24 protein-coding genes, 1 tRNA gene and 1 pseudogene are annotated in these 19792 nt (G+C 61.2%); 17 read left to right on the forward strand and 9 right to left on the reverse strand.

Translation table 11 applies throughout. The features are described from left to right. Positions 1-15: 15 nt before the first annotated feature. The 8 genes from HNQ71_RS24025 (at position 16) to HNQ71_RS24060 (ending at position 4962) form a co-directional block, all read left to right on the forward strand. Positions 16-309 carry a hypothetical protein gene (locus tag HNQ71_RS24025; protein ID WP_184875143.1) on the forward strand — a complete coding sequence of 98 codons (294 nt, stop codon included), beginning with the start codon at positions 16-18 and terminating at the stop codon, positions 307-309. 134 nt (positions 310-443) lie between these two features. Further along, positions 444-734, forward strand: coding sequence for a hypothetical protein (locus HNQ71_RS24030; protein ID WP_184875145.1), 291 nt, complete (start codon positions 444-446; stop codon positions 732-734). A gap of 108 nt (positions 735-842) precedes the next feature. Further along, positions 843-916: transfer RNA gene (locus tag HNQ71_RS24035), tRNA-Gln, on the forward strand. A 156-nt stretch (positions 917-1072) separates the two neighbouring features. Further along, entirely contained in the window at positions 1073-1387 is a 315-nt protein-coding gene (locus tag HNQ71_RS24040; RefSeq protein ID WP_184875147.1) for a hypothetical protein, read from the forward strand. 542 nt (positions 1388-1929) lie between these two features. Further along, positions 1930-2232 carry a cupredoxin domain-containing protein gene (locus tag HNQ71_RS24045; protein ID WP_184875149.1) on the forward strand — a complete coding sequence of 101 codons (303 nt, stop codon included), beginning with the start codon at positions 1930-1932 and terminating at the stop codon, positions 2230-2232. Positions 2233-3546: 1314 nt separating this feature from the next. Then, positions 3547-4083: a DnaJ domain-containing protein gene (locus HNQ71_RS24050; protein ID WP_184875583.1), complete on the forward strand. Its 537-nt coding sequence runs from the start codon at positions 3547-3549 to the stop codon at positions 4081-4083. 225 nt (positions 4084-4308) lie between these two features. Beyond that, on the forward strand, positions 4309-4542 hold the full coding sequence (locus tag HNQ71_RS24055; RefSeq protein WP_246461955.1) for a hypothetical protein: 234 nt from the start codon (positions 4309-4311) through the stop codon (positions 4540-4542). A 273-nt stretch (positions 4543-4815) separates the two neighbouring features. Continuing rightward, a complete protein-coding gene (locus tag HNQ71_RS24060) occupies positions 4816-4962 on the forward strand; it encodes a hypothetical protein (protein WP_246461957.1) in 147 nt (48 codons plus the stop codon). Positions 4963-5100: 138 nt separating this feature from the next. On the opposite strand, the gene HNQ71_RS24065 is transcribed toward HNQ71_RS24060, so the two are convergent. Continuing rightward, on the reverse strand, positions 5101-5340 hold the full coding sequence (locus HNQ71_RS24065) for a hypothetical protein (RefSeq protein WP_184875153.1): 240 nt from the start codon (positions 5338-5340) through the stop codon (positions 5101-5103). A 270-nt stretch (positions 5341-5610) separates the two neighbouring features. Here HNQ71_RS24065 and HNQ71_RS24070 point away from each other — a divergent pair, with 270 nt between their 5' ends. After that, positions 5611-5922: a hypothetical protein gene (locus HNQ71_RS24070; RefSeq protein ID WP_184875155.1), complete on the forward strand. Its 312-nt coding sequence runs from the start codon at positions 5611-5613 to the stop codon at positions 5920-5922. A 458-nt stretch (positions 5923-6380) separates the two neighbouring features. Here the strand turns inward: HNQ71_RS24070 and HNQ71_RS24075 are convergent, their stop codons facing one another. From HNQ71_RS24075 to HNQ71_RS24090, 4 genes are all read right to left on the reverse strand, one after another. Next, a complete protein-coding gene (locus tag HNQ71_RS24075; protein ID WP_184875157.1) occupies positions 6381-6638 on the reverse strand; it encodes a PilZ domain-containing protein in 258 nt (85 codons plus the stop codon). Positions 6639-6705: 67 nt separating this feature from the next. Continuing rightward, positions 6706-7047, reverse strand: a complete 342-nt coding sequence (locus HNQ71_RS24080; protein WP_184875159.1) for a low affinity iron permease family protein — start codon at positions 7045-7047, stop codon at positions 6706-6708. Between the two features lie 406 nt (positions 7048-7453). Then, entirely contained in the window at positions 7454-7762 is a 309-nt protein-coding gene (locus HNQ71_RS24085) for a DUF1236 domain-containing protein (RefSeq protein WP_184875161.1), read from the reverse strand. Between the two features lie 108 nt (positions 7763-7870). Continuing rightward, positions 7871-8143, reverse strand: coding sequence for a hypothetical protein (locus HNQ71_RS24090; RefSeq protein ID WP_184875163.1), 273 nt, complete (start codon positions 8141-8143; stop codon positions 7871-7873). Between the two features lie 269 nt (positions 8144-8412). On the opposite strand from HNQ71_RS24090, the gene HNQ71_RS24095 reads away from it, so the two are divergent. From HNQ71_RS24095 to HNQ71_RS24105, 3 genes are all read left to right on the forward strand, one after another. Then, complete coding sequence (locus HNQ71_RS24095) at positions 8413-8652, forward strand: hypothetical protein (RefSeq protein WP_184875165.1); 240 nt, start codon at positions 8413-8415, stop codon at positions 8650-8652. Between the two features lie 438 nt (positions 8653-9090). Next, positions 9091-9336 (forward strand): hypothetical protein, encoded by a 246-nt coding sequence (locus tag HNQ71_RS24100; protein ID WP_184875167.1) that lies wholly within the window; start codon positions 9091-9093, stop codon positions 9334-9336. An 81-nt stretch (positions 9337-9417) separates the two neighbouring features. Next, positions 9418-10422 carry an aldo/keto reductase gene (locus tag HNQ71_RS24105; RefSeq protein WP_184875170.1) on the forward strand — a complete coding sequence of 335 codons (1005 nt, stop codon included), beginning with the start codon at positions 9418-9420 and terminating at the stop codon, positions 10420-10422. Here the strand turns inward: HNQ71_RS24105 and HNQ71_RS24110 are convergent. Together HNQ71_RS24110 and HNQ71_RS24115 are read right to left on the reverse strand one after the other, a co-directional pair. Continuing rightward, positions 10406-11449 carry a sulfite exporter TauE/SafE family protein gene (locus HNQ71_RS24110; RefSeq protein WP_184875172.1) on the reverse strand — a complete coding sequence of 348 codons (1044 nt, stop codon included), beginning with the start codon at positions 11447-11449 and terminating at the stop codon, positions 10406-10408. The two genes, HNQ71_RS24105 and HNQ71_RS24110, sit on opposite strands and share 17 nt — an antisense overlap. 33 nt (positions 11450-11482) lie before the next feature. Next, positions 11483-11689: a YjiS-like domain-containing protein gene (locus HNQ71_RS24115; protein WP_184875174.1), complete on the reverse strand. Its 207-nt coding sequence runs from the start codon at positions 11687-11689 to the stop codon at positions 11483-11485. 221 nt (positions 11690-11910) lie between these two features. On the opposite strand from HNQ71_RS24115, the gene HNQ71_RS24120 reads away from it, so the two are divergent. Continuing rightward, positions 11911-13254, forward strand: a complete 1344-nt coding sequence (locus tag HNQ71_RS24120; protein ID WP_184875176.1) for an aminotransferase-like domain-containing protein — start codon at positions 11911-11913, stop codon at positions 13252-13254. Positions 13255-13991: 737 nt separating this feature from the next. Here HNQ71_RS24120 and HNQ71_RS24125 read toward each other — a convergent pair. Next, positions 13992-15776 (reverse strand): winged helix-turn-helix domain-containing tetratricopeptide repeat protein, encoded by a 1785-nt coding sequence (locus HNQ71_RS24125; RefSeq protein ID WP_184875178.1) that lies wholly within the window; start codon positions 15774-15776, stop codon positions 13992-13994. Here HNQ71_RS24125 and HNQ71_RS24130 point away from each other — a divergent pair. Then, positions 15754-16143, forward strand: a complete 390-nt coding sequence (locus tag HNQ71_RS24130; protein ID WP_184875180.1) for a hypothetical protein — start codon at positions 15754-15756, stop codon at positions 16141-16143. The genes HNQ71_RS24125 and HNQ71_RS24130 overlap by 23 nt on opposite strands. A 50-nt stretch (positions 16144-16193) precedes the next feature. On the opposite strand, the gene HNQ71_RS24135 is transcribed toward HNQ71_RS24130, so the two are convergent. Continuing rightward, positions 16194-18182: an AI-2E family transporter gene (locus HNQ71_RS24135; RefSeq protein ID WP_184875181.1), complete on the reverse strand. Its 1989-nt coding sequence runs from the start codon at positions 18180-18182 to the stop codon at positions 16194-16196. Positions 18183-18541: 359 nt separating this feature from the next. On the opposite strand from HNQ71_RS24135, the pseudogene HNQ71_RS35015 reads away from it, so the two are divergent. The 3 genes and pseudogenes from HNQ71_RS35015 to HNQ71_RS24145 all read left to right on the forward strand — a co-directional run bounded on the left by HNQ71_RS35015 (position 18542) and on the right by HNQ71_RS24145 (position 19767). Beyond that, positions 18542-18882 (forward strand): annotated as a pseudogene (locus HNQ71_RS35015) (hypothetical protein). Between the two features lie 273 nt (positions 18883-19155). Further along, positions 19156-19401, forward strand: coding sequence for a DUF982 domain-containing protein (locus tag HNQ71_RS24140; RefSeq protein WP_184875183.1), 246 nt, complete (start codon positions 19156-19158; stop codon positions 19399-19401). A gap of 132 nt (positions 19402-19533) precedes the next feature. Next, positions 19534-19767: a DUF378 domain-containing protein gene (locus HNQ71_RS24145; protein WP_184875185.1), complete on the forward strand. Its 234-nt coding sequence runs from the start codon at positions 19534-19536 to the stop codon at positions 19765-19767. Positions 19768-19792: the final 25 nt, after the last annotated feature.

Here is a 19792-nt window from a genome sequence, read left to right on the forward strand (position 1 = left end):
GTCCGAGGTACCGCCATGCTCATCCGCCGAATTGCTTTGACTGCAGCAGCGATCCTGCTTGCCGCGACCAGCCTCGCCGAGGCCCGGCCCGACACCCGCACGATGGGCTGCCAGGAGCTTCAGCAGCTGATCCAGAGCCGCCGCGCCGTGGTGCTGACCACCGGCCCCAACACCTATGACCGCTATGTCAGGCAATTCGGCATCGAATGCGACTGGCCGGAGGTGCCTACGTCGGCCTATGTCCCGACCCGTGACGGCAGCTGCCCGGTCTACCGCTGCGACCAGGCGATCGGCGATCTCCCGAATTGACGGCGACGGCCTGCCGCCAATTGCCGATCGCCAGTTACCCGACTACAACAGGATCGCTGTTGCGGAACCGCTGGCCGGGATGCGAGTTTCGCGCGACAGGTTTGCTTGGTACGTGAACCGCTGAGGTAACCGCCATGCCCATCCACCGAACTGCCATGACGACAGCAGCGATGCTGCTTGCCGCGACCGGCCTCACCGAGGCCCGGCCCGACACCCGCACAATGAGCTGCCAGCAACTCCAACAACTGATCCAGAGCCGCCGCGCCGTGGTGCTGACCACCGGCCCCAACACCTATGACCGCTATGTCCGGCAATTCGGCAACGAATGCGACTGGCCCGACGTGCCGGAGTCGGCCTATGTAACGACCCGTGACGGCCGCTGCCCGGTCCACAAGTGCGACGAGCCGGTTGGCCGTGTTCCGTGACGGCGACGGCTTTGCCGCCAATTGCCAATCGCCAGTTGCCCGATCACAAGAGGATCGCGTTGATCCCGGCGCGCGAACCGGCTAGGGGTGTCGGTGCAGGTTGCATTTTCCCGCTTCGTCTAATGGTAGGACAGCGCCCTTTGAAGGCGTGAATCGTGGTTCGAGCCCATGAGCGGGAACCAAATAAATTCAATAGCTTAACAGATATCCTTCAAATTCCGTCGAATATGGATCGAATAAACCCCCGCGAATTTGGGTGAACGTCAACCGTTGCGTTCGCGGGAGTTCCTGCGACTATCGGCAGGTCCGACACGGACGCAACGTCGGGAAGTGTTGCTATGCAAGGGTTTGCTGCGAAACTCATTGTTCGCGCGAAGGAAAAAGCGCTCGCCCAAACCACGGACGGAGAAACACTGCGAAACCAAATCGCGGAAACCTACAAAAGTCTGGCTGAGTTGTCCCAGCATCTCAAGGCGTCAGATATGGCTGCCGAGCGCCTAAAAATTTACAAGCCGAAGTACGGAAGCGATTACGCCTGCCCAATCTGTTGGCAGGAACGCGGCGTTATTACGTGGCTCCTTTTCGTGGAGGAGCTAGACCATGCTTACCATTGCAAGATCTGCGGCTTCAAAGAAGCCGACGATGGGCAATAGAAAAAGCCCGCCGCCCAGGGAAAAGGCAGCGGGCGCTAGTTCGGGAGGAGTCGGGCAGCCCCTTTGCCCGTAAACAACGGTACGCCTCGCATAGCTGGATAATAAGCTCGCGCCGGTTGAAGCTCTGCATATTCAAGCTGCGTGACTTTTCTGCCACAAGATTGGTGCCAGCGGTTAATGCTTATCGCCGTTTGGATTTGGTACCGGCGCCTCTCGCACATCTCGCGGTGGCGGATCGACATGTTTAGGCTCTGGCGATGCTTCATCGTCGGGATGACGGACAGGTGTCTTCTTCGGGTCGGGCTGCTTCGGTGGCTGTGGCTCTTTGGCTTTATTAGGCATCAGTTTTCTCCTCACCTGAAACCGGATCTCCGCTCTCTTTGTTCCCGTATGCACATTAAAAAACCCGCCACCGTGAGGCAGCGTGGAACCGAACTTCGGCGTGATCGTCTGCACATAAAAAAGATCGGCTACGTGGCATGAAAGGCCGTTCGCCGACGTTAGTGTAGGATGAGGGTTCGCGCTCAGGAGGAAAATCCATCATGCGCACCATGCTCGTACTTGCTCTGCTTGCCTTTGCCATGCCCGCCTACGCCGCCAATCATGCGGTCCAGATCAAGGGCATGAAATTCAACCCGGCGAAAATCTCGGTCGCCGTTGGCGATACCATCACCTTCACCAATGCCGACCCGATGACGCACACCGCCACAGCGCTCGACGGCTCCTTCGACACCGGCCATCTCGCCACCGGCAAGAGCGCTAAGGTCAAGGTATCAGGTGCCGGCGCACATCCATTCCATTGTGCGATCCACAGCTCGATGAAGGGCACAGTCACGGCGAAATAACGGCGTCTCGCTAGTTAACTCAAGGGAGTCCAGATATGAAAACGCACTCGCTTATCATCGCTGCCACAGGCGCATCGCTCGTTGCTTTTGCCGGCATGGCCTTGGCCGGCAATGTCCACACAGTTACGGGCGCGACTGGTCAGCCCAACCAAACGATAGGCACTGATCAGACAGGAAGTGCCACCCCTGGCCACGCTAGCACCGCTCCAGGTTCAGCCTTCAATCCGGATGGAGTTGCGGACTCAAAATACGCAGGTACCCAGCCGCAGAACTCCAAGAATCCTAAGAGCGTATCTCAGTACGACGTGGCTGGCTTCCAGCAGTCGCACAACCATTAGGTGAACGGCCTGGCCGCGAAAACGACAGCCCGTTGCCTCACGGTGGCGGGCTATCCCTTTCCGCTTGGCTCGGCGAACCGCCGAACGGAATTGAGGACCGCGTCAACCACCGCCGCGACCGTAATCCTGTCCCGCCGTGTGTCGTATTATCGATGGGATAGCGCGACTTTTTTAACTTAAATCCCGCCTAACCCTGGTCGTGCTACCGAGTTCGGTAGCAAAATGGTAGCAGGATGTTCGCAGGACGTTCACCCGTTGATTTCCAAGGGTTTCCTGCGACTATCGGCAGGTCCGCGCGACATGGATGCGACATGGAGAGGGGCTTTGCCCGGATGGTCGATCTAAGGGAAACGCTCAAAGCCGAGGCCGCTGAGTTAGCTGTCACGGAGGAACGGAAGGCCGGGAAACTACGGCGCAAACTTGCCGCCATCGATGAAACTAGGGCAAAACTGAAATCCGAACTCGATAACGCTGCCTCTGCGGCTGCCCGTGTCCATAGATACCAGCCCATTGACGAGACGCCACAATGCCCGAACTGTTGGATATTGCGAGCAAAGCACGCGCCCATGGTCGGCCAAGGGAGCTGTGGCGAAAGCGATTTGTTCAAGTGCCGCGAATGTGGCCATGATGCTACCGGGACAATGAAAAGCCCGCCACCGTGAGGTAGCGGGCCAAACTTCCCAGCGTGAGAAGTTTCAGCCTTCGCGCGGACCAGCGTGTCGAATAAGCAATGAGAGAAGGCACAGTTGAAGCCATCCGCCGCGCCCTCGAAGCTCGCGCCGCCGCTGACCGGTTAGTCAGGCATTTACCACCTTAGGTCCACGGACCATGGTCCAGCTTGCGACCGAGCGGCAACAGGCGCACCCTTCGAACGAACCCGACGACAAGGGCCTGTGATCGCAACTCTTTCGCGGCCAGGCCCTTTGTCGTATTAAGACCAATGATTTGCCTGATGGCGATGTCGTGGAGCATCGATTTGTTCGTTGATTACTATGAACTTCTGGAAATCAGTCCGAACGCCAACTCGGAAACGATAGAACGGATTTTTCGTTATTTTGCCATGCGCTACCATCCCGACAACCGGGACACTGGCGACGAATCCCGTTTCAGTGAAATCATAGATGCCCACAATACGCTCAAAGATCCGGTCAAGCGCGCGCAGTACGACATCGAGTATAGACAGCATTTGAACATTCGCCGCGAGTTGAGCGAGGAAGCCAGCAACGCCAAAGGCATAGAACGGGATGCCGTCATTCAGGCCAAAGTGCTCTCGTTGCTCTATGTCAAACGCCGACAAGACGTCAACAATCCCGGCATTGGCGATACAGAACTTGAACGCATGGCAGACTGCCCGCGTGAACATCTGGAGTTTCATCTTTGGTATCTAAAAGCCAAAGGCTGGATAGGAAGGATCGAAAACGGGACGTTCGCGATCACCGTGGAAGGCATCGACCGCACCCATACCGAACATCGTCGTGATCCCACAACCAGACTGCTGGATCATACAAGCTGAAGCGGCAGCTCGCCGTGCTGTAGTTTCACGCCACCGAAGTGCCTCGCGCATCCCTGGCACTTCTCCGCTCGCCAGGGTGGGCAATGCGGTTTGGTTTTTTTGCGACCGCGAAACCAAGGTCGCACTTCCGCGTTGACGCTCATCCAACATGGAGCTCGGCGAATGGATTCGGCAACCGCGGCAGTGATGCTTTTGCTTTCGTGCAGCCCGGGGGGAGAAGCTTCCGTGTGCAAACCCATCGATACGGCGCCGACAATGTACACATCGCTTGACCAGTGCCAGGCTTCACTGGCGCGGAGGCTGGCAAGCTCCCCCAACGGCGAAATCGTCGGAAGGTGCAAGTCGATCGACCCCAACGTCACCGCATCGCTACCGGCGCAATACACGACCGTCGTGGTCAAGCGAGGAATTGGGCAAGGCACCGTGACCAGCTATGTCGTGCCACGCGAGGCGAAATGAAAAGCGCCGGAAGCCCGTGGGCAGCCTGGCCGCGATGAAGGCAATCCTTCAAAGGCAAAACTTGGCAAGGGCATCATCGATGATAACGCAACTCGCCGGGGCAGCCCCAACGCCCTCCCCAGCGAGCCAGTTGCTCCGCGTAAGATGAGAATCCGAGCAACTGCTGCCCTGTACGAACCCGGGCTCCAATAAGTTTCACCTCCAGCCATCCTGAAACCATTTTGTCGAGGCTGCGTTGACGACAGGGGGCCTGTCAGACCCAGGAGATATCCCATGACCGTCAACTGCCGCATCTCGATCGACAACCGGCCGGAAGCCACCGATGCCGTTTTCCAGGCGGTTCCCCGGATCGGCGAAAGCGTTTCGCTGTCGATCAACGGAAGTGCGCAGGACCTGCGGTATCGCGTGTCGTGCATGTGACCAATGGCTCGCTGGAAGGTGCAGCGATCGTCGTCGAGGTGACGACCAACATCCTGTAGGGGTCGCGAGCAGTCGGATCCCGCCCTTTTAGCCGGCACCCGCTGCCGGTTGCGACTGGCTGATCAGCGCGGTTGCGACCTATTCCTTGTCGCCCTCGGCGATCCCGTTGCCGTTGGTGGGCAGGATTCCGAAATCCTGCGACTTCACCCCCTGCTCCGCGGTCAGGAACCCGTCCGAGGCCAGACCGCGCCGCAGCAGTTCCCTGACCGCGGCCGAGCGGCTCGGCATACGCCTGTCATATCGCCAGTTTTCCAGCGCTGCCAGTTCATCGGTCGTCAGCATGATCTGCAGTCGTTCGGGGCGTTCCAATTCAGCCATGGCGCGTCCTCGCTCAGGACTAAGAATACGTTGAGTTAGTATCTGTCTCACTCGGCTTATAATTAGGATAGACCCCATAATGCGTCAAGAACCTGCGATAGGTGAACGGCCCATCCCACACATGATGAGCATCGAACGCTGGACGCGCATCTGTGTAACTATTCTAACTAGCTGATTTGATTGAATATTTTATCGATTTTACTTGCCATGAGTTCACGCCCGGCGCATAGTGCAACCTGAACAGAAAACCGATCCCTTTGGGAGGATTCGATGCGGTATGATTACTCGGCGCGCCTGCGCGATGATGTCAATTCGGCGGTCCAGACGGCCTTCGGGACGGCGGGCATCGTCAACATCTCGATGGTTGCGGAGCAAGTCAGGGTCAACAATCTGGCCGAGAATGTCGCCCTCGAGGACATTGAACACCTGGTCATGCAGGCGGCACAACTCATTGGCGCGGCAATCGAATTCGACGGGTTGAGCAACGGCTTGGCGCTGGTTGGTGATGACCTTGCCAGTGATGATGAAGAGCCCTCGATCACGCCACTCCTCGGTCTACCTCACCGAGTTTCGGTCCAATAAACCGAGTAATGGCAGGCTGACTGTGAGCCGCTGTTGCCTACAGGACTCTGCCGCACTGGCTCCACAAGCTTGCAGCCGTGCACCTGACGGCGCATTTCGGTCGAAACGGCTGCGCCATTAACCAGGCTGCCATCAGCATGGACCCCAAAGCAAGTGTTGAACGTTTCCCATTATGGAAAATCACCAACACCGATTTTACTGTCACATCGAGACAGACGGAACCTGGGCGGTTTGGGATCGCGCTACCAATGCGCCGGCGAGCTTGGGAGGGCGGGACCTGATTGGTTGCACATCCCAGCGGGCCAATGCCGCGGAAGGCGTGCTGACGCGGATCTATGACAACGGATTGGATGCAGTAGCTGCTCGCATAACAGGGATAACGCATTCTCGTCAGGGATAGCGCAGTCTCGACCCGACCAGCCTAGCCACCCGCCAGGCGCACGCCCAGGGATCCTGGCTCAATAAATCTGCACGCCAAGCCGCTCATTGCGTCTCCACCGCACCACGGCACGATAGCTGGCATCATCCGCGGGCACGTGAAGGACGAAACGGTCGGGGATTGTTACGCCTGGGTCCACCCGCAACTCCGCGCCGTGAACATGCTGATTTCTGACGGAGCAACTGATCTTGGCATCGTCCGTGATGATGATCGCATCCTTCAGAACAATCCCCCGTGCATGAGAGCGTCGTTCTACTGGCGGATCCGTGGGGCTCATCGTTCATTCCTCCTGAAAGCCTGCAAGGCGGCGTGCCGCAAATCTTCCTGTCACGGCAAGGGGGGATTCATGCCGGCCCAATTGTTCGGGCCGCCTCTTCTTCGAGTTTCGCAAGCTTTTCCCTGATCTCCTCCGGTTCGGCATGCTCCAACCCGACAACGTCGTTTCGGGTTTCGTCAAGGGCAATGATGATCTCATTGAGTTTGGCGTGGATGGCGGCGGTGTCGCGATAGCCCTGTATCAGCACAACACCGGTGATCACGATGGCCGCGACCGAGAGGGCATAGGTAACCACATTTGTCAGGCCGAAAGGCACGAGCGCAGTGCAAAGCACCATGGCCACGATCATCGCATAGAAGCCCGGGGGCCGGGACAGAAAGTCGGCCGCGACGAAGAGGAAGCGGTTCATTCTAGCCGTCCTCGTTGCCGATCTGCCAAGCCTCGAGAACGCATCGGCAGCCTGCCATCCAGCTATCGTCCATCATAAGCCGGCCAAGGCGAAGACAGCGATCAGCGCGGTGACCGCCACGCAGAGAGGCACTGCCAGAAGCATGCCCGCCTCCAGAAACCGGGTGTCTTTGTCTCTGAACATTAGAGTTTCCTCATATGAGTGCAACGGAGAAATCTCCGAATGCCGTTTGAGTTCCATTTGCTGGCTAGGCGTCGGGACGACTGGTTGCGAGATGCATGGATCGTATGCCGCGGGCGAAACAGGGCACGAAAAAATGGTCGACACGGCAATCCAGATCAAACCGTATGAAGAAGCGCCCGCCTCCGGGAATAGGCCGGGAGGCGGGCTGGTCTGCCAGGCAGATTTATTCGATGATCTGCACGACCTTGCGTGTATCCGGGTCCACGAGAACTGCGTGATCTCCGACAACCGTATACTTGTACTTGACGTCGGGCACTTCGATTGCGTGAAGTTCGACCGTGTCCGGAAGCGCGGTGCCGACGTTGAGTTCGACACCAAGCAGGCTGACCGATGCGAGCTTCTGCTTGTGGATGTATTCGCGAACCACCGTCTGCTGTTCCGGCTTGAGAATCACGACGTCTTGCGCGAAGGAAGCACCAATTCCAGCAACGAGCGCGAGGCCTGCGACTGCACTGACAATATACTTTTTCATGAAAAATCTTTCTCTGTTATGCCACTTGGCATTTGCGTTTTAGACTGACGAAAAATAACCTTGTTTCCTATATATCGTTCCATTACCTGCATTATTACTTTTGGCTTATCAGCCGCCATTGGCAGGTGCTGCCGGAGCAGGCGCGGCTGGCGCAGGTGCGGCCGGCTTTGCCGGGGCAGACGCGGCCGGGGCTTCAACCTTGGGCGCTTCAACCTTGGGTGCTTCAACCTTGACGTTGATGTCCTGTCCGCCGCCGCCATGGATGTTGATGACGCCGCTGAACAGCAGCAGCCCGACGATTGCGATGATTGCGAGAACGATTGCGACGGCTGTGCCGCCGCCACTTCCGCCTGCGTTAACAACGGTTGGACCGTCAGCCATGATTTCTTCTCCTCTGATTATCACAGGTCAGCAACGAGCCCCGCGGCATTGCGTTCCGAGGGTGAGGCTAAGGTCCTGGGGTGGTACGACTGAAGTCTTGGCGGGCAACCTATCCCTGGCCGATACGTTAGAACCGCGCGACAACCGTGCGCCGAGCAGGAGCCCTTCCGTCGGCGACCAACCGAAGTGTCCACCATTCCCCCACAGCGGGGCACTACATTAAGCGTCCCCGCGGCGGCGGCGTGGCGTTTCTTACAGCGAGGCAAACCGTGACCAGTATCCAGAGACCGAGCGTGCATCATGACGAGAACCGACCCGCAAATGACAACAATGCTCGCGTCCCGGAGGTGCTTTCCGTCCTTGATCTCATCCCTTCTCCCGACGACAACGAAATTGCTGAAATTGTCAGGCGCACAGAGCGCCTGGCCATGGTGTTGGTCATCGGAATGGCGATTTGCCTGGTCGTTGCACCGGCGGTCTATCTCACCCTGACCTACTCCTCATACTGAGACTTGAGGTCTTTGCGACTTGAGGTCTTGCCGGGACTCGAGGGTTCGCTCGCCGCACAGGAGCGGCGAGCGAACCCTATCAGCGCAGGAAGGGACATAGCTGCGCCGATCAGCAAAAGGTCGAGGTCAATCTTGGGAGCGTCAGCCGAAGGTAATCCCAATCACCAGAAAGGTGATGGCCACCGCGAAGATCGGCGCGAGCAACCAGCGCGCCTGGCCAACACTCCTATCCATAGATTCCTCCAGCAAATCTGCAGCGGACAACGACCGTGAGGGCCGGCTGTTCCCGGCGGCGCCGGTGGCAAGACCATTGCGTCTTGCGATCGGACTTAGGTCGCATGCGCCGCGCGACCGAAGCCCGGCCCGGGACGGTTTCCTGCGGGCGGAACAAGTCGTGCCTTCGGAAATTATCCCGTCGCCCAACAGGAGGAGGACGTTGTGAAAGGTCTGCGCAGTCTCGTTGCCGAACTGTCTTCGAGCTGGCTCAAGCGCCGCAAGGCGCAAGCGGCCCAGACCGCAGGCCCCAAGACCGCCAACCCCCAGACCCTGAGTCCCAAGACCGCCAGCCCCAAGGCCGTGAACACGGCCAAAGCTTCGCCCCGCGTCGCCGAACACAAGACAAGGCAGCGTCCGCCCCACAAGCCCAAGCCACTGTCTTCCCGCGACGTGGCCTCGAACATGTGAACCCGGCGCGGTCGAACCGCTGTGGGAATTGAGCGAGCGGCTGCTATAGTCTGGTGATCCCCCCACCGGAGAACGCCAGTCATGACTCTGAAAACCCACAAGCTCGGCAGCCAGGGGCTGCAGGTCTCGGCCATCGGCCTCGGCTGCATGGGCATGAGCCAGTCCTACGGTCCGGCGGACGAGGCCGAATCCATCGCCACCCTGCACCGCGCCATCGAACTCGGCTGCACCTTCCTCGACACCGCCGAGGTCTATGGCCCTCATACCAACGAGGCCCTGCTCGGGCGGGCGCTGAAGGGCAAGCGCGACCAGGTGACCATCGCCACCAAATTCGGCTTCCGCATCGAAAACGGCAAGCAGCTCGATGGAACCGACAGCCGGCCCGAGCATATCCGCGCGGCTGTGGAAGGCTCGCTCGGCCGGCTCGCCACCGACCATGTCGACCTGCTCTACCAGCACCGCGTCGACCCGGCGGTGCCGATCGAGGATGTCGCCGGCGCGGTCGGCGAATTGGTCGCCCAAGGCAAGGTGCGGTTCTTCGGCCTGTCCGAGGCGGGTGCGGCCAACATCCGCCGCGCGCATGCCGTCTATCCGGTGTCGGCGGTGCAGAGCGAGTATTCGCTGTGGGAGCGCAACCTGGAGCCGCAGATCATCCCGCTGCTCGGCGAACTCGGCATCGGCCTGGTGCCGTTCTCGCCGCTCGGCCGTGGTTTCCTCACCGGCGAGGTTAGCCGTGCGGAAAACTATCCCGAGGGCGATTACCGCCGCAACGATCCACGCTACCAGGGCGAAAACTACGACGCCAATGTCGAGGCGGCCGCCAAGGTGCGCGACATCGCGGCGGCCAAAGGCGTCAAGCCCGGCCAGGTCGCGCTGGCCTGGCTGCTGCACAAGGGCACCGGTTTTGGTATCGACATCGTGCCGATCCCCGGCACCAAGCGGAGAAAATACCTGGAGGAGAATATCGCCGCCGCCGCGATCGAGCTCGATGCCGCCGAGATGGCCGGGCTCGACGAAGCGCTGGCGCCGGGAAAAATCTCCGGCCCGCGCTATGGCCAGCGCGGTATGGCTATGGTCGATCGCTAGAGCCGATCGGGAGCATGATCCGGAAAGTGAGATCCGGTTTCGGAAAGGATCTGCTCACGACCAACAGATAGAGCCCATCCCGATTCCATTGGGATGGGGGCAGGCAGTGGAAGCTCTTATCGAGCTGTTGTGTCGGCGGGCCAGGTCTCCAGGCCGCTCCGATCTCGCTGCATTCGGCGCCGAGCGGCAGGATCTCCGGCGACGGTAAGGTACGGTTCACAGTCGTTGTCCTTGTTGTCGTGCCCGGCGCCGCTTCCGCCGGCGTCGCGAACGGCCCGAGATCGGTGCCAAGCTGGACCATGCCCTGGATCAGGCAGGTGGCTGCGGTGGCGACGATCAGCCACCGGCTCCAGCGCATGAAATGCGTGTCGCTGATGGCATCGAGAGCGCGCCGCGAGAGCTGCGTTCCGATGGCCGCCAGGGTGATCGCCAGCGCCACTGCCGTGGGCGCCAGGACGTCGGTTCCGGCGACGAGCAGCTGGCCGAAATAGACGACCTTGAGGAAGTGCCCGAGCGCCTGGATGGCCGCCTTGGTCGCCACCGTCTGTCGCCGGTCGAGACCCGAGCGGACGAAGAAGACGTCGAGGACCGGGCCGGAAACCCCGGCGGTGAGCTGCAGCACCGTGCACAGAAAGCCGCAGCAGACGCCATGGCCGCTCTTGCGGATGTCGGGCGCCAGGGCACGCGGCACGCACAGCCCGGCAAACGAGAGCAGCGCCAGCGTGATCAGCGCGCCTGGCTTGCTCGGCACCAGCTCGACCGCCCCGACCAGCAGCGCTGCAGTGAGCGCGCCTGCTGCATAGAAAGCCGCGATGCGCCAGCGGATCGCGCTCCACCAGATCCAGGCCCGCCAGCTGTTGGCGGTGAGCTGCGTGATGCCGTGCAGCACCATCGCCACCGTCAGCGGCATGATCGCCATCAGCACCGCGATCAGGATCATGCCGCCGGCCATGCCGAAAATGCCGGAAATGAACGATGTGGCGAGCACGGCGGCGGCAAGCTCGGCGGTAAACAGCAGGGTGATCATGGCGACCTCGCAGGGTCCTCGATCGGTTCGGGGTTAACGGCCCTCGCGCACGGCGAAGGCGATCTCTCCGCGTGCCAGGCCCATGTCGGTCAGCAGGTGATCATCGAGTTCCCGAAGCGCGCGCGCTGCCTTGCGCGCTCGCATCTCGCCACGGATTGCTCCGAGGCTGCACTGTATCGGCTGCGCAAGCCGGTGCAGCGGGCGGCGCGTTGCGATGGTGGTCTGAACGATCTGGGTCATGTCCGTCTCCTTTGCTGTCGGCGCCGCCATTTGGGCGAGCGCAGGGGTTGCGCGTGCCGCTGGCACGACGCCCATTGGCCGCTGCCGCGGCCGGTTCATCAGGGGTTTTCGCTGCACCTGGCTTCGGCTTATGCCGACCTCGGTGCAATGTTTGTATTGCGATCAGAGAAATCGCATGCTAATTGTCTCGGTGCAATAAAAACATTGCTCTCGGTGCAATTATGTCGATGAACGAATATCTGAAGCTTGCGGACGACGTCGCCCTTGACATCGCGGAAGGCCGCCTGAAACCTGGCGAACGGCTGCCGCCGCAGCGCAGCTTCGCCTATCAGCGCGGCATCGCGGCATCGACCGCGAGCCGTGTTTACACCGAGTTGCTGAAGCGTGGCCTGGTCGTCGGAGAGGTCGGTCGCGGCACCTATGTCTCGGGGCAATCGCGCCGCGGCGCCGCGGCGACAAGGGATCCTGAGGATGCGCGCGTCGACCTGGAGTTCAATTTCCCCATCCTGCCGGGGCAATCGCAGCTGATGGCCAAGAGCCTAGCCGGGCTTTCCGGCGCCGACGCCCTGCAGGTTGCATTGAGGCCGGCGACCAGCGGCGGCACGCCGGTGGCGCGTGAGATCAGTGCCCGTTTCCTCGCCCGCGGCGGTTGGTCGCCTCGCCCCGATGGCCTCGCCTTCACCGGCGGCGGTCGCCAGGCGATCGCCACCGCAATCGCCACCATGGTCCCGACTGGGGCGCGCTGCGGCGTCGAAGCGGTGACCTACCCGCTGGTCAAGGGCATCGCGGCGCGGCTCGGCGTCATCCTGGTGCCGCTCGCCATGGATGAGCACGGGGTGCGCCCGGACTCGGTCGAAAAGGCGCATCGCGAGGCGCGCCTGTCCGCGCTCTATGTGCAGCCCGTCCTGCACAACCCGCTCGGCATCACCATGCCCGCGGCCCGGCGGGAAGAGCTGGCCCGGCTCGCGCAAAACCTCGACCTCGTCGTGATCGAGGACGCCATCTATGCCTTCCTCGCCGACGAGGCGCCGCTGGCGGCGCTGGCGCCGGACCATTGCGTGGTGCTGGACAGCCTTTCGAAGCGCGTCGCGCCGGGGCTGACGCTCGGCTTCGTCAGCGCACCGTCGCGTCTCAGGGAGAGCGTCATGGCGTCCATCCGCTCGGGCGGCTGGGGGGCCGGAGGCTTCGCCTTCAGCGCCGCGCAACGGCTGATCGCCGACGGCGTCGTCGGCGAGCTCGTCGCAGCCAAGCGCGAGGACGCCAGGCAGCGGCAGCGCCTCGCCGCCGATTGCCTTTCAGGCTTCGACGTGCAGGCCGACCCGCGCGCCTACCATTTGTGGCTGAACCTGCCCGAGCATTGGCGTTCGCAGGCCTTTGTCGCGGTAGCCGCGCGCCGCGGCATCGCCATCACGCCGTCGAGCGCCTTCGCCGTGACCCCGGGACATGCGCCGAATGCCGTGCGGCTGGCGCTTGCCGCGCCGCCGATCGAGCGGCTTGAGGAAGCCCTGCGCACACTGGCAGGCATGCTGCATGCCCGCGAGCAGGATTTTGCTTTCGTGGAATAAGTAAAACGACATGCATGTCGCCCAAAATTTCCCTTAGCCTGAGAGAAGGCGAGAGATCTTCACGCGCGGTGCGAAAAAACAACGCAAATACAGCTGATTTGTTACGACGTAGGTATTCTCGCAGATATGATATTGATCGTCCGGGGATTCCTGTACGCGGTCCCGCGGGATGATGAAATTATGCGGCAAGTAAATGTAGCCGCCGTCGACCCTCAACCGCACCGAAGAACGAGGTATGGCGCGGCAATCAGAACCACCGCAACATTTGAATTTCGTCTGTGGATCGAACTTGTTTTCGTACCAATCATGGGCGCTGGCGGCTGTTGCGGCGGCGATGCACAGTGCCGTGAAAATGAACCTTCGCATGGCCTTCCTCAACTATCTGGCAGGCGCGGCTCCTTCGAACCTCTAGGTATATTAGCGTTCCTCTGGAAATGCCATTAGCCCTCGGCTGGCCAACGCAGCTCTGGCAAGCGACGCCCGCATCTGAACGACTGTAAAGCGCCGCATGTCGGCCGTTGAGGCAAATTTTGTCTCCGCCCAGCAGCAGACATTGCGGATGAGCGAGTGGTAGTCGCGCCAATCCCGACATTTGCACTCAGCTTCAAGAGTGTCTTGATCCGACCCGTTCCAGACGTTCGGGTGCGAGCTTTGAGGGCAACCCCCGCCCACAACACAAAGGCTTCAACGGTTTTATGCGGCCAATTGGGTTCTGACGGGCCGCATACGGTCAGCCGTCACTCAGGCAACCCCGCGATCCGCATGTGTCCGATCCAGCGCTCGAGGGGTCCGGGGGCGGTCCAATTCTTCTGCCACTGCTTGCGTTGTTTGCTGATGGAGTCGCCGGGCGAGTCTTTGAGAAAAACCGCAAGCGCTTCCTTTGCCTCCCGCTGGTTTCCCAGACAAGCGTGGATCCCCGCAAGCATTCGGTGTGCGCCGATCGGGATTGGGGACATTTTCCGCATCGCCGTCAGCGCCGCCCCGCAATCGTTCTTTTCATAGAGCGCCCAGCCCATGTCCCAGTTGTACCAGTCGGGGTAGAAGGGATCGATGCCTTTGGCCTGCTCGATCCGATCGATCGCTTCGTCGGTGCGGCCGGCAAAGAGCAGCGGGGCCGCACTGCCCTCGAGGATATTCGAGGCGCTGGGGTTCAGGGCGATCGCCTGATCGAACTGCGCAATGGCCTGCTCGATCTCGCCGGCTTCAGTATGGATTTGGGCGCGGATTTGATGCGCGTTGGCATCGTCCGGAGCGAGCAGGATGGCCTTGTCGGCGTACTCTGCGGCCCGCTTCAACGCCTCGTCGGGGTTGTTTTCCTGCTTGTGCCAGAATACCGAGTCAAAGCGATAGGACCAGGCCAGCCCGATATAGCCGAATTGGGAGTTCGGATCCGCTTCAATCGCCTTGAGGCTGAACTGCCGCAGCAGTTCGTTCCCCGCGGCAGAAAAATCCTTTTCGTTCGCGGCAGACCCCATCAGGAGATAACTGAGCGCGCTAACCCGGGCGGCGTCGCTCTGTGGCAAGGGTCGCTCGATCCTTTGCCCGACCCGAGCCGCAAGCGTGCGGATGATCTCCTCCTGGACGACGAAAAGATCGCCGATCTCCCGGTTGTAGCTGTTGGCCCAGACATGCGATCCGTCATGCGCATTCAGCAACTGGGCGGTCACTTTCAGCCGGTCTCCGATCTTCTGCTGGCTGCCTTCGAGCAGGTAGTCGACGCCGAGTTCATCTCCGATCTGCCTGGTGTCGATGGGCTTATCGCGGTGCCTGAAGCTCGAGTTCCGGGCGATGACGGCATAAGTCTTGCTCCGCGCCAGCTCGGTGATGATCCCCTCGGCAACGGCATCGCTAAGATATCCCTTGTCCGCACCGGCACTCATGTCGTCGAAGGCAAGGACCGCAATCCTGGGCATGTCGCTCGAACGAACGGGAGCGGCTCGCCACGCTTCCGCGCCGTAGTATGCGCCGATCGCTGCCGCGACGAGAACGACTGCAGCAAGAATGAAGCCGCGAGGCGAGAACCATGTCTTGGCAGGTCCCGTGCCGGCTGCGGCGTTTGGGTCCGCCGCCTCGGAGGGATCGGCGTTCAGTCGGTAGCCTCTCTTGGGCAAGGTTTCCACGATCGCATGCGCGTCATCCCCCAATGCACGGCGAATATCGGCAATGCATTGGGTCAGGCTGTCGTCGGTCACGAAGGTATCGGGCCAGACTGCGCGCATCAGCGCGTCCTTGGACACGATCTCGCCCGGTCGCGCCGCGAGCACACAGAGCACCTCGGTGGACTGGCTACGAAGATCGACCGCTTTACCGTCGACGGTTCGGAGTTGTTTGCTTTTCGTCAGCGAGAAAAAACCGCCGAATGTGATCGTTTCAGCAGGTTTCGGGTCAATTTCAGGAGCCTTTCGGGACATTTCACCCTCTTGGCGCGCTCTTACCTTATCCCTTTCGGCCTTCGCTTCCAAGTGATCCCACCAGTGCCGGATTGGAAGGGAGGACGACATGAAACGCGCCAGGCTCATCATCGCTCTCGCCGTGCTCGTGACAGCGCAAACGGCTGCGAAAGCGGATACCCGCATCGCCAAACTCTGCAGCTCTGACCATGTCAACGAGGCGGCCTCAGCCGACGTCCGTCCCAACCCCGGCGGTTATTATGTCGCCAGCCTTAAGTCGATGGACGACTGCATGTTGACTGCCATCGCTGTCACAATCCTTCTGACCAACCAGGGGGAGCTAATCAGGATCCCCCAAGTGAAACCCATGACCTCCATGGCCGAGTGCAGAGCTTGGACCCATCAGCAGGAGTTCATGCGCGTACTCCCCGGCTATCTCGCCAGCTTCCATTACTGCGACTACGCATCGCAGGCCGCGCCATCCGACGCCAGCAACTGAATGACCGCCGCGTGTCGAACTCATTCCTTGGAGCGATTGGAATCTAACCCCTAGCTCGCGGTTGCAGCCTGAACCTTCTTGGGCGCGGCCCGCTGCCGGCGCATGCGGCGTTTGGCGATGAGCTTGAGGGCAACCGGCGGCTCGTTTGAGAGCGCGCCGACCACGGCGTCGACCATGCCATGGGCGACGAAATCAGCGTTCATGTCCTGGGCCAGCCTGGCGCTCGCCTCCTTGTCGTCATTGCCGGTCTCCGACCAGAATACGATGCCCACACGCAGTGCCGCCTTCGCACGCTTCAGCCGGCGAACCAGGAAACGCGCGTGCTTGACGGAATCCCGGTTCAGGAAGCCGATGACGACGGTGTCGACGGCAGCGAGCTCGAGGCGGCGGATGCTCGCCGGTTCCATCTCGGCGAAGCCCGCTTTCGACGCTGTCGCGCCCTGCACTTCGAGCACCTGCGCCAGCATCGCAGCAGTGGCATCGTCGAGCTCGCCACGTCCGCCGACGCAAAGCACCGACATGTCCGAGCCATCGGGAAGGTCGGGCTCGTCCTCGCCGGCGCCATCGGCATGGTCGCCCGGCTCCCCGGCCTCGGGCGGGACATCCTCCTCGGCCGCTTCCTGTTGCGCTTCGTCGTCAAGGTTGGCCACCAGCGTCAGGGCACTGGCCGCCACCTGCCGTCTTTGCAGGTCGCCCATGACGCCGCGCGCCCGGTCGCGCTCGCCCAGCAGAAGTGCCGGAATGGCCACCTTGTCGTAGAATTCGAACAGATATTTCTCTTCCAGTATCTCCTCGGCGTGGTCGGTGGCTTCCTCCGGATCGCCAGCCAGCAGCCGCTGGTAGAGGCGCGCGTGGGGCTCGAGCACGGGCTCGTTGCCGAACAGCACGTCGAGGAATTCGAACTGCGGCACGTGTCGGCCCAGCACCACCAGGCAGACAGTGAGCGGCGTCGACAGGACCAGCCCGAGCGGCCCCCAGAGCCACGTCCAGAAGATGGCCGCAACGATGATCGCCAGCGGTGACAGCCCCGTCCGCGAACCGTAGAGCCAGGGTTCGACGACGTTGCCGGTGACCAGCTCCATCACCACGAACAGGGCGGCCGTCCACAGGACCAGCGACCAGCCGGGTGCAACGGCCAGCGCCAGCAACAGCGGCAGCAGCATGCCGATGGCCGGGCCGATATAGGGAACGAAACGCAGCGCCAGCGCCAGCAGCCCCCACAGCAGTGCGTTCGGAATGCCGAGGATCCACAGTCCGGCTGCAATCGGTATGGCGTAGACGATGTTGACGACCAACTGCATGAGCAGATAACGGCCCACCCGTTTGCCGGCCTCCTGAAGCGCCTCTGTGGTGCGGTGAAGATCGCCATAACCGACAAGCCGGATGAAGCGGTCGCGCAAATCCTCCCGTTCGAGCAGCATGAAAATAACGACGACAATGATCAGCCCGGCCGATCCGAGCGGGCTGATCAGCGGGCCGACGATGTTCTGCAGGACTTCGAGCGGCCTTTCGCGCGCGACGATCTCGACGGGGACCGGTTCACGCGCCGGCTTGTCCGGCGTGGCGGCCGGCAGCGAAGCGTCCTGCCTGTCGATCTCCTGGCCGACACGCTCGACCACGCGGCTCAATTTGGCAATGATGCCTCCCCCGACGCCGGTTTCCTTGAGCGAACGGATCTTGGTCAGGATGTTGGTCTGGTAGACCGGGATGTTCTGCGCCAGTTCGCTGACCTGGGTAACGACAATGAAGCTGAACAGGGCAAGTGCCGCGAAAGCGCCGAGCACGCTGGCAATGACAGCCGCGATCCTGGGAATGCCTACCCGTTTGAGCGTCGCGACAAGCGGCGCGAGCGCGAAGGTCAGCAGCAGCGCGATGGCGATCGGCAGGAAAACCTCGCGGCCGAAATACAGCGCCGCCACCATCGTGACGGTGGTCGCCACATTCGGCAATGACGTTCGCGGATGGGGCGCGGCCGCCGCAAGAATGTCCTCCAACCCATGAGCCGGAGACGCCGTGCCGTTTCGACGATTGGCCGCCACTTGGTCTCTCCCCTGCCAACCGCCATGATCGGGCATATTGAGCCGGCGTGCAACTTTCGCGGTGACGAGTTGCTCGTCATCGGCTGCGGGGCATTGATCAGGATGGCGCGAGATGGCCGCACTCGACGAAGCACCGGCGCCGGGAAAATGTCCGGCCCGCGCCATCGCGGCCGCGCCATGGCGATGGTCGATAGGTAGAACGAGCACGTTGCGCCAGAATCAGAATTTCATGTCCCTCGGTAAATCAACGGCACCGAGACCTGTATTCCCCAAGTCTCATCGCAGCGTCCCCCTTGTCGCAAGGACGGTTATGTGCACTTTCGAAAATCCTCTGGAGAAGACCCTGTAGGAGACTTGCAGTGTTAGTCGCGTTGACCACCGCAGCAACTGGATGTGTGAGCTCTCAGTCGAATATGGAGCGTCGCTTTCGACGCAAGACCCGAAATGGGTATCGCCGGAATGTCAACAGGCCCGTGTCGACGCTTCGAACTATGATGCTCGCGAAAAAGAGCATCCCGGTTGGGGGACTGGTGTCTTCCTTGGCCCCTACGGACTGGGGCTGGCAGCAGCCATCAAGGAGCATGAGCAAAAGGAGCGAAAGATCTTCGCCCGCGAAATCCATTTGCGGTGCTCAAGTTTGCCGCTGCCGAAGCAACTCCAGGGCGATCCGAGCCCCCCGGCCACGACAAAGTACCCATAGGCCAAGTTACGGTCGACCGGCAGAAGGCTTGGGCTATCGGGTTTTCTTGACCTCGCCGCAACATCATCGTCGCGGATACGCTGCCGGCACACGGACATCACGGTCTCGCGCAGCCAGCGATGTGCCGGGTCGCCTGTTGAATTGTGACCGTGATGGGTTGGGGCAGCCGTGAGCCCGGATGCGTCCGCCTCGGCCCTCACGCTACAGTGATTGGCGGCGATGCAACCTCACGACGCCAGAAGCGTTAACGACTGCAACGCAGTCGAGGTTCCAATGCAAACCGCATGGTTCTCCAAACCCGTGGTGGTTTCGGTTGGCGTCACCGGGTCCACCCGCAACCTGTCCAACACCGAGCAGGCCATCGAATTGCTGACGACACATTGGCGCGATGCCGGCAGCCTGAAACATCAGTCCGCGCTACGCGCCTGCCGCCGGGCAACGAGCGGCGAGGTGGCCCCGGATATCGCCCGGGAGGCTTTTGTCGAGGCCGCGCGCGAGGCGCATATCCTGGTCGAGTAAGCCGGCTCGGGTAAGTTGGTTGTATTCACGGACCATGGCGGCCGTTCACAATTTCGTGACCGAGGGAACCGTTTGAAACGGAAGGCGTTTTTTTTCAGACGTCTTTTTGTCAGGCAACCTTAGGAGGCGTTTATGCGTAACATGAACCTGGTCACCCTCGCCCTGATCATCCTTGGCGGTCTCAACTTCCTGTCCATGGGTGCAACGGGCTATGACGTACTCGGCACTGTCCTCGGCGGCGCCCTGCTGGCCCGCCTGGCGTATCTGATCATCGGCCTTGCGGCCATTTGGCAGCTCATGCCAGGCTTCCAGAGCCTTACCCTTGGCGAAGTCGATGCCGAAAGGCATCTCCATCATCATCCGTGACCGGTAAGATGCGGGGCGGCGGAAA

It is taken from the genome of Mesorhizobium sangaii, assembly GCF_014207355.1.
Taxonomy (GTDB): domain Bacteria; phylum Pseudomonadota; class Alphaproteobacteria; order Rhizobiales; family Rhizobiaceae; genus Mesorhizobium; species Mesorhizobium sangaii.

Bases quoted from the DNA above. Each gene is read 5' to 3' on its own strand.
- HNQ71_RS24025 (WP_184875143.1), top strand. From the start codon at position 16: ATGCTCATCCGCCGAATTGCTTTGACTGCAGCAGCGATCCTGCTTGCC.
- HNQ71_RS24030 (WP_184875145.1), top strand. From the start codon at position 444: ATGCCCATCCACCGAACTGCCATGACGACAGCAGCGATGCTGCTTGCC.
- HNQ71_RS24040 (WP_184875147.1), top strand. From the start codon at position 1,073: ATGCAAGGGTTTGCTGCGAAACTCATTGTTCGCGCGAAGGAAAAAGCG.
- HNQ71_RS24045 (WP_184875149.1), top strand. From the start codon at position 1,930: ATGCGCACCATGCTCGTACTTGCTCTGCTTGCCTTTGCCATGCCCGCC.
- HNQ71_RS24060 (WP_246461957.1), top strand. From the start codon at position 4,816: ATGACCGTCAACTGCCGCATCTCGATCGACAACCGGCCGGAAGCCACC.
- HNQ71_RS24065 (WP_184875153.1), bottom strand. From the start codon at position 5,340: ATGGCTGAATTGGAACGCCCCGAACGACTGCAGATCATGCTGACGACC.
- HNQ71_RS24070 (WP_184875155.1), top strand. From the start codon at position 5,611: ATGCGGTATGATTACTCGGCGCGCCTGCGCGATGATGTCAATTCGGCG.
- HNQ71_RS24075 (WP_184875157.1), bottom strand. From the start codon at position 6,638: ATGAGCCCCACGGATCCGCCAGTAGAACGACGCTCTCATGCACGGGGG.
- HNQ71_RS24080 (WP_184875159.1), bottom strand. From the start codon at position 7,047: ATGAACCGCTTCCTCTTCGTCGCGGCCGACTTTCTGTCCCGGCCCCCG.
- HNQ71_RS24085 (WP_184875161.1), bottom strand. From the start codon at position 7,762: ATGAAAAAGTATATTGTCAGTGCAGTCGCAGGCCTCGCGCTCGTTGCT.
- HNQ71_RS24090 (WP_184875163.1), bottom strand. From the start codon at position 8,143: ATGGCTGACGGTCCAACCGTTGTTAACGCAGGCGGAAGTGGCGGCGGC.
- HNQ71_RS24105 (WP_184875170.1), top strand. From the start codon at position 9,418: ATGACTCTGAAAACCCACAAGCTCGGCAGCCAGGGGCTGCAGGTCTCG.
- HNQ71_RS24110 (WP_184875172.1), bottom strand. From the start codon at position 11,449: ATGATCACCCTGCTGTTTACCGCCGAGCTTGCCGCCGCCGTGCTCGCC.
- HNQ71_RS24115 (WP_184875174.1), bottom strand. From the start codon at position 11,689: ATGACCCAGATCGTTCAGACCACCATCGCAACGCGCCGCCCGCTGCAC.
- HNQ71_RS24120 (WP_184875176.1), top strand. From the start codon at position 11,911: ATGTCGATGAACGAATATCTGAAGCTTGCGGACGACGTCGCCCTTGAC.
- HNQ71_RS24130 (WP_184875180.1), top strand. From the start codon at position 15,754: ATGAAACGCGCCAGGCTCATCATCGCTCTCGCCGTGCTCGTGACAGCG.
- HNQ71_RS24125 (WP_184875178.1), bottom strand. From the start codon at position 15,776: ATGATGAGCCTGGCGCGTTTCATGTCGTCCTCCCTTCCAATCCGGCAC.
- HNQ71_RS24140 (WP_184875183.1), top strand. From the start codon at position 19,156: ATGCAAACCGCATGGTTCTCCAAACCCGTGGTGGTTTCGGTTGGCGTC.
- HNQ71_RS24145 (WP_184875185.1), top strand. From the start codon at position 19,534: ATGCGTAACATGAACCTGGTCACCCTCGCCCTGATCATCCTTGGCGGT.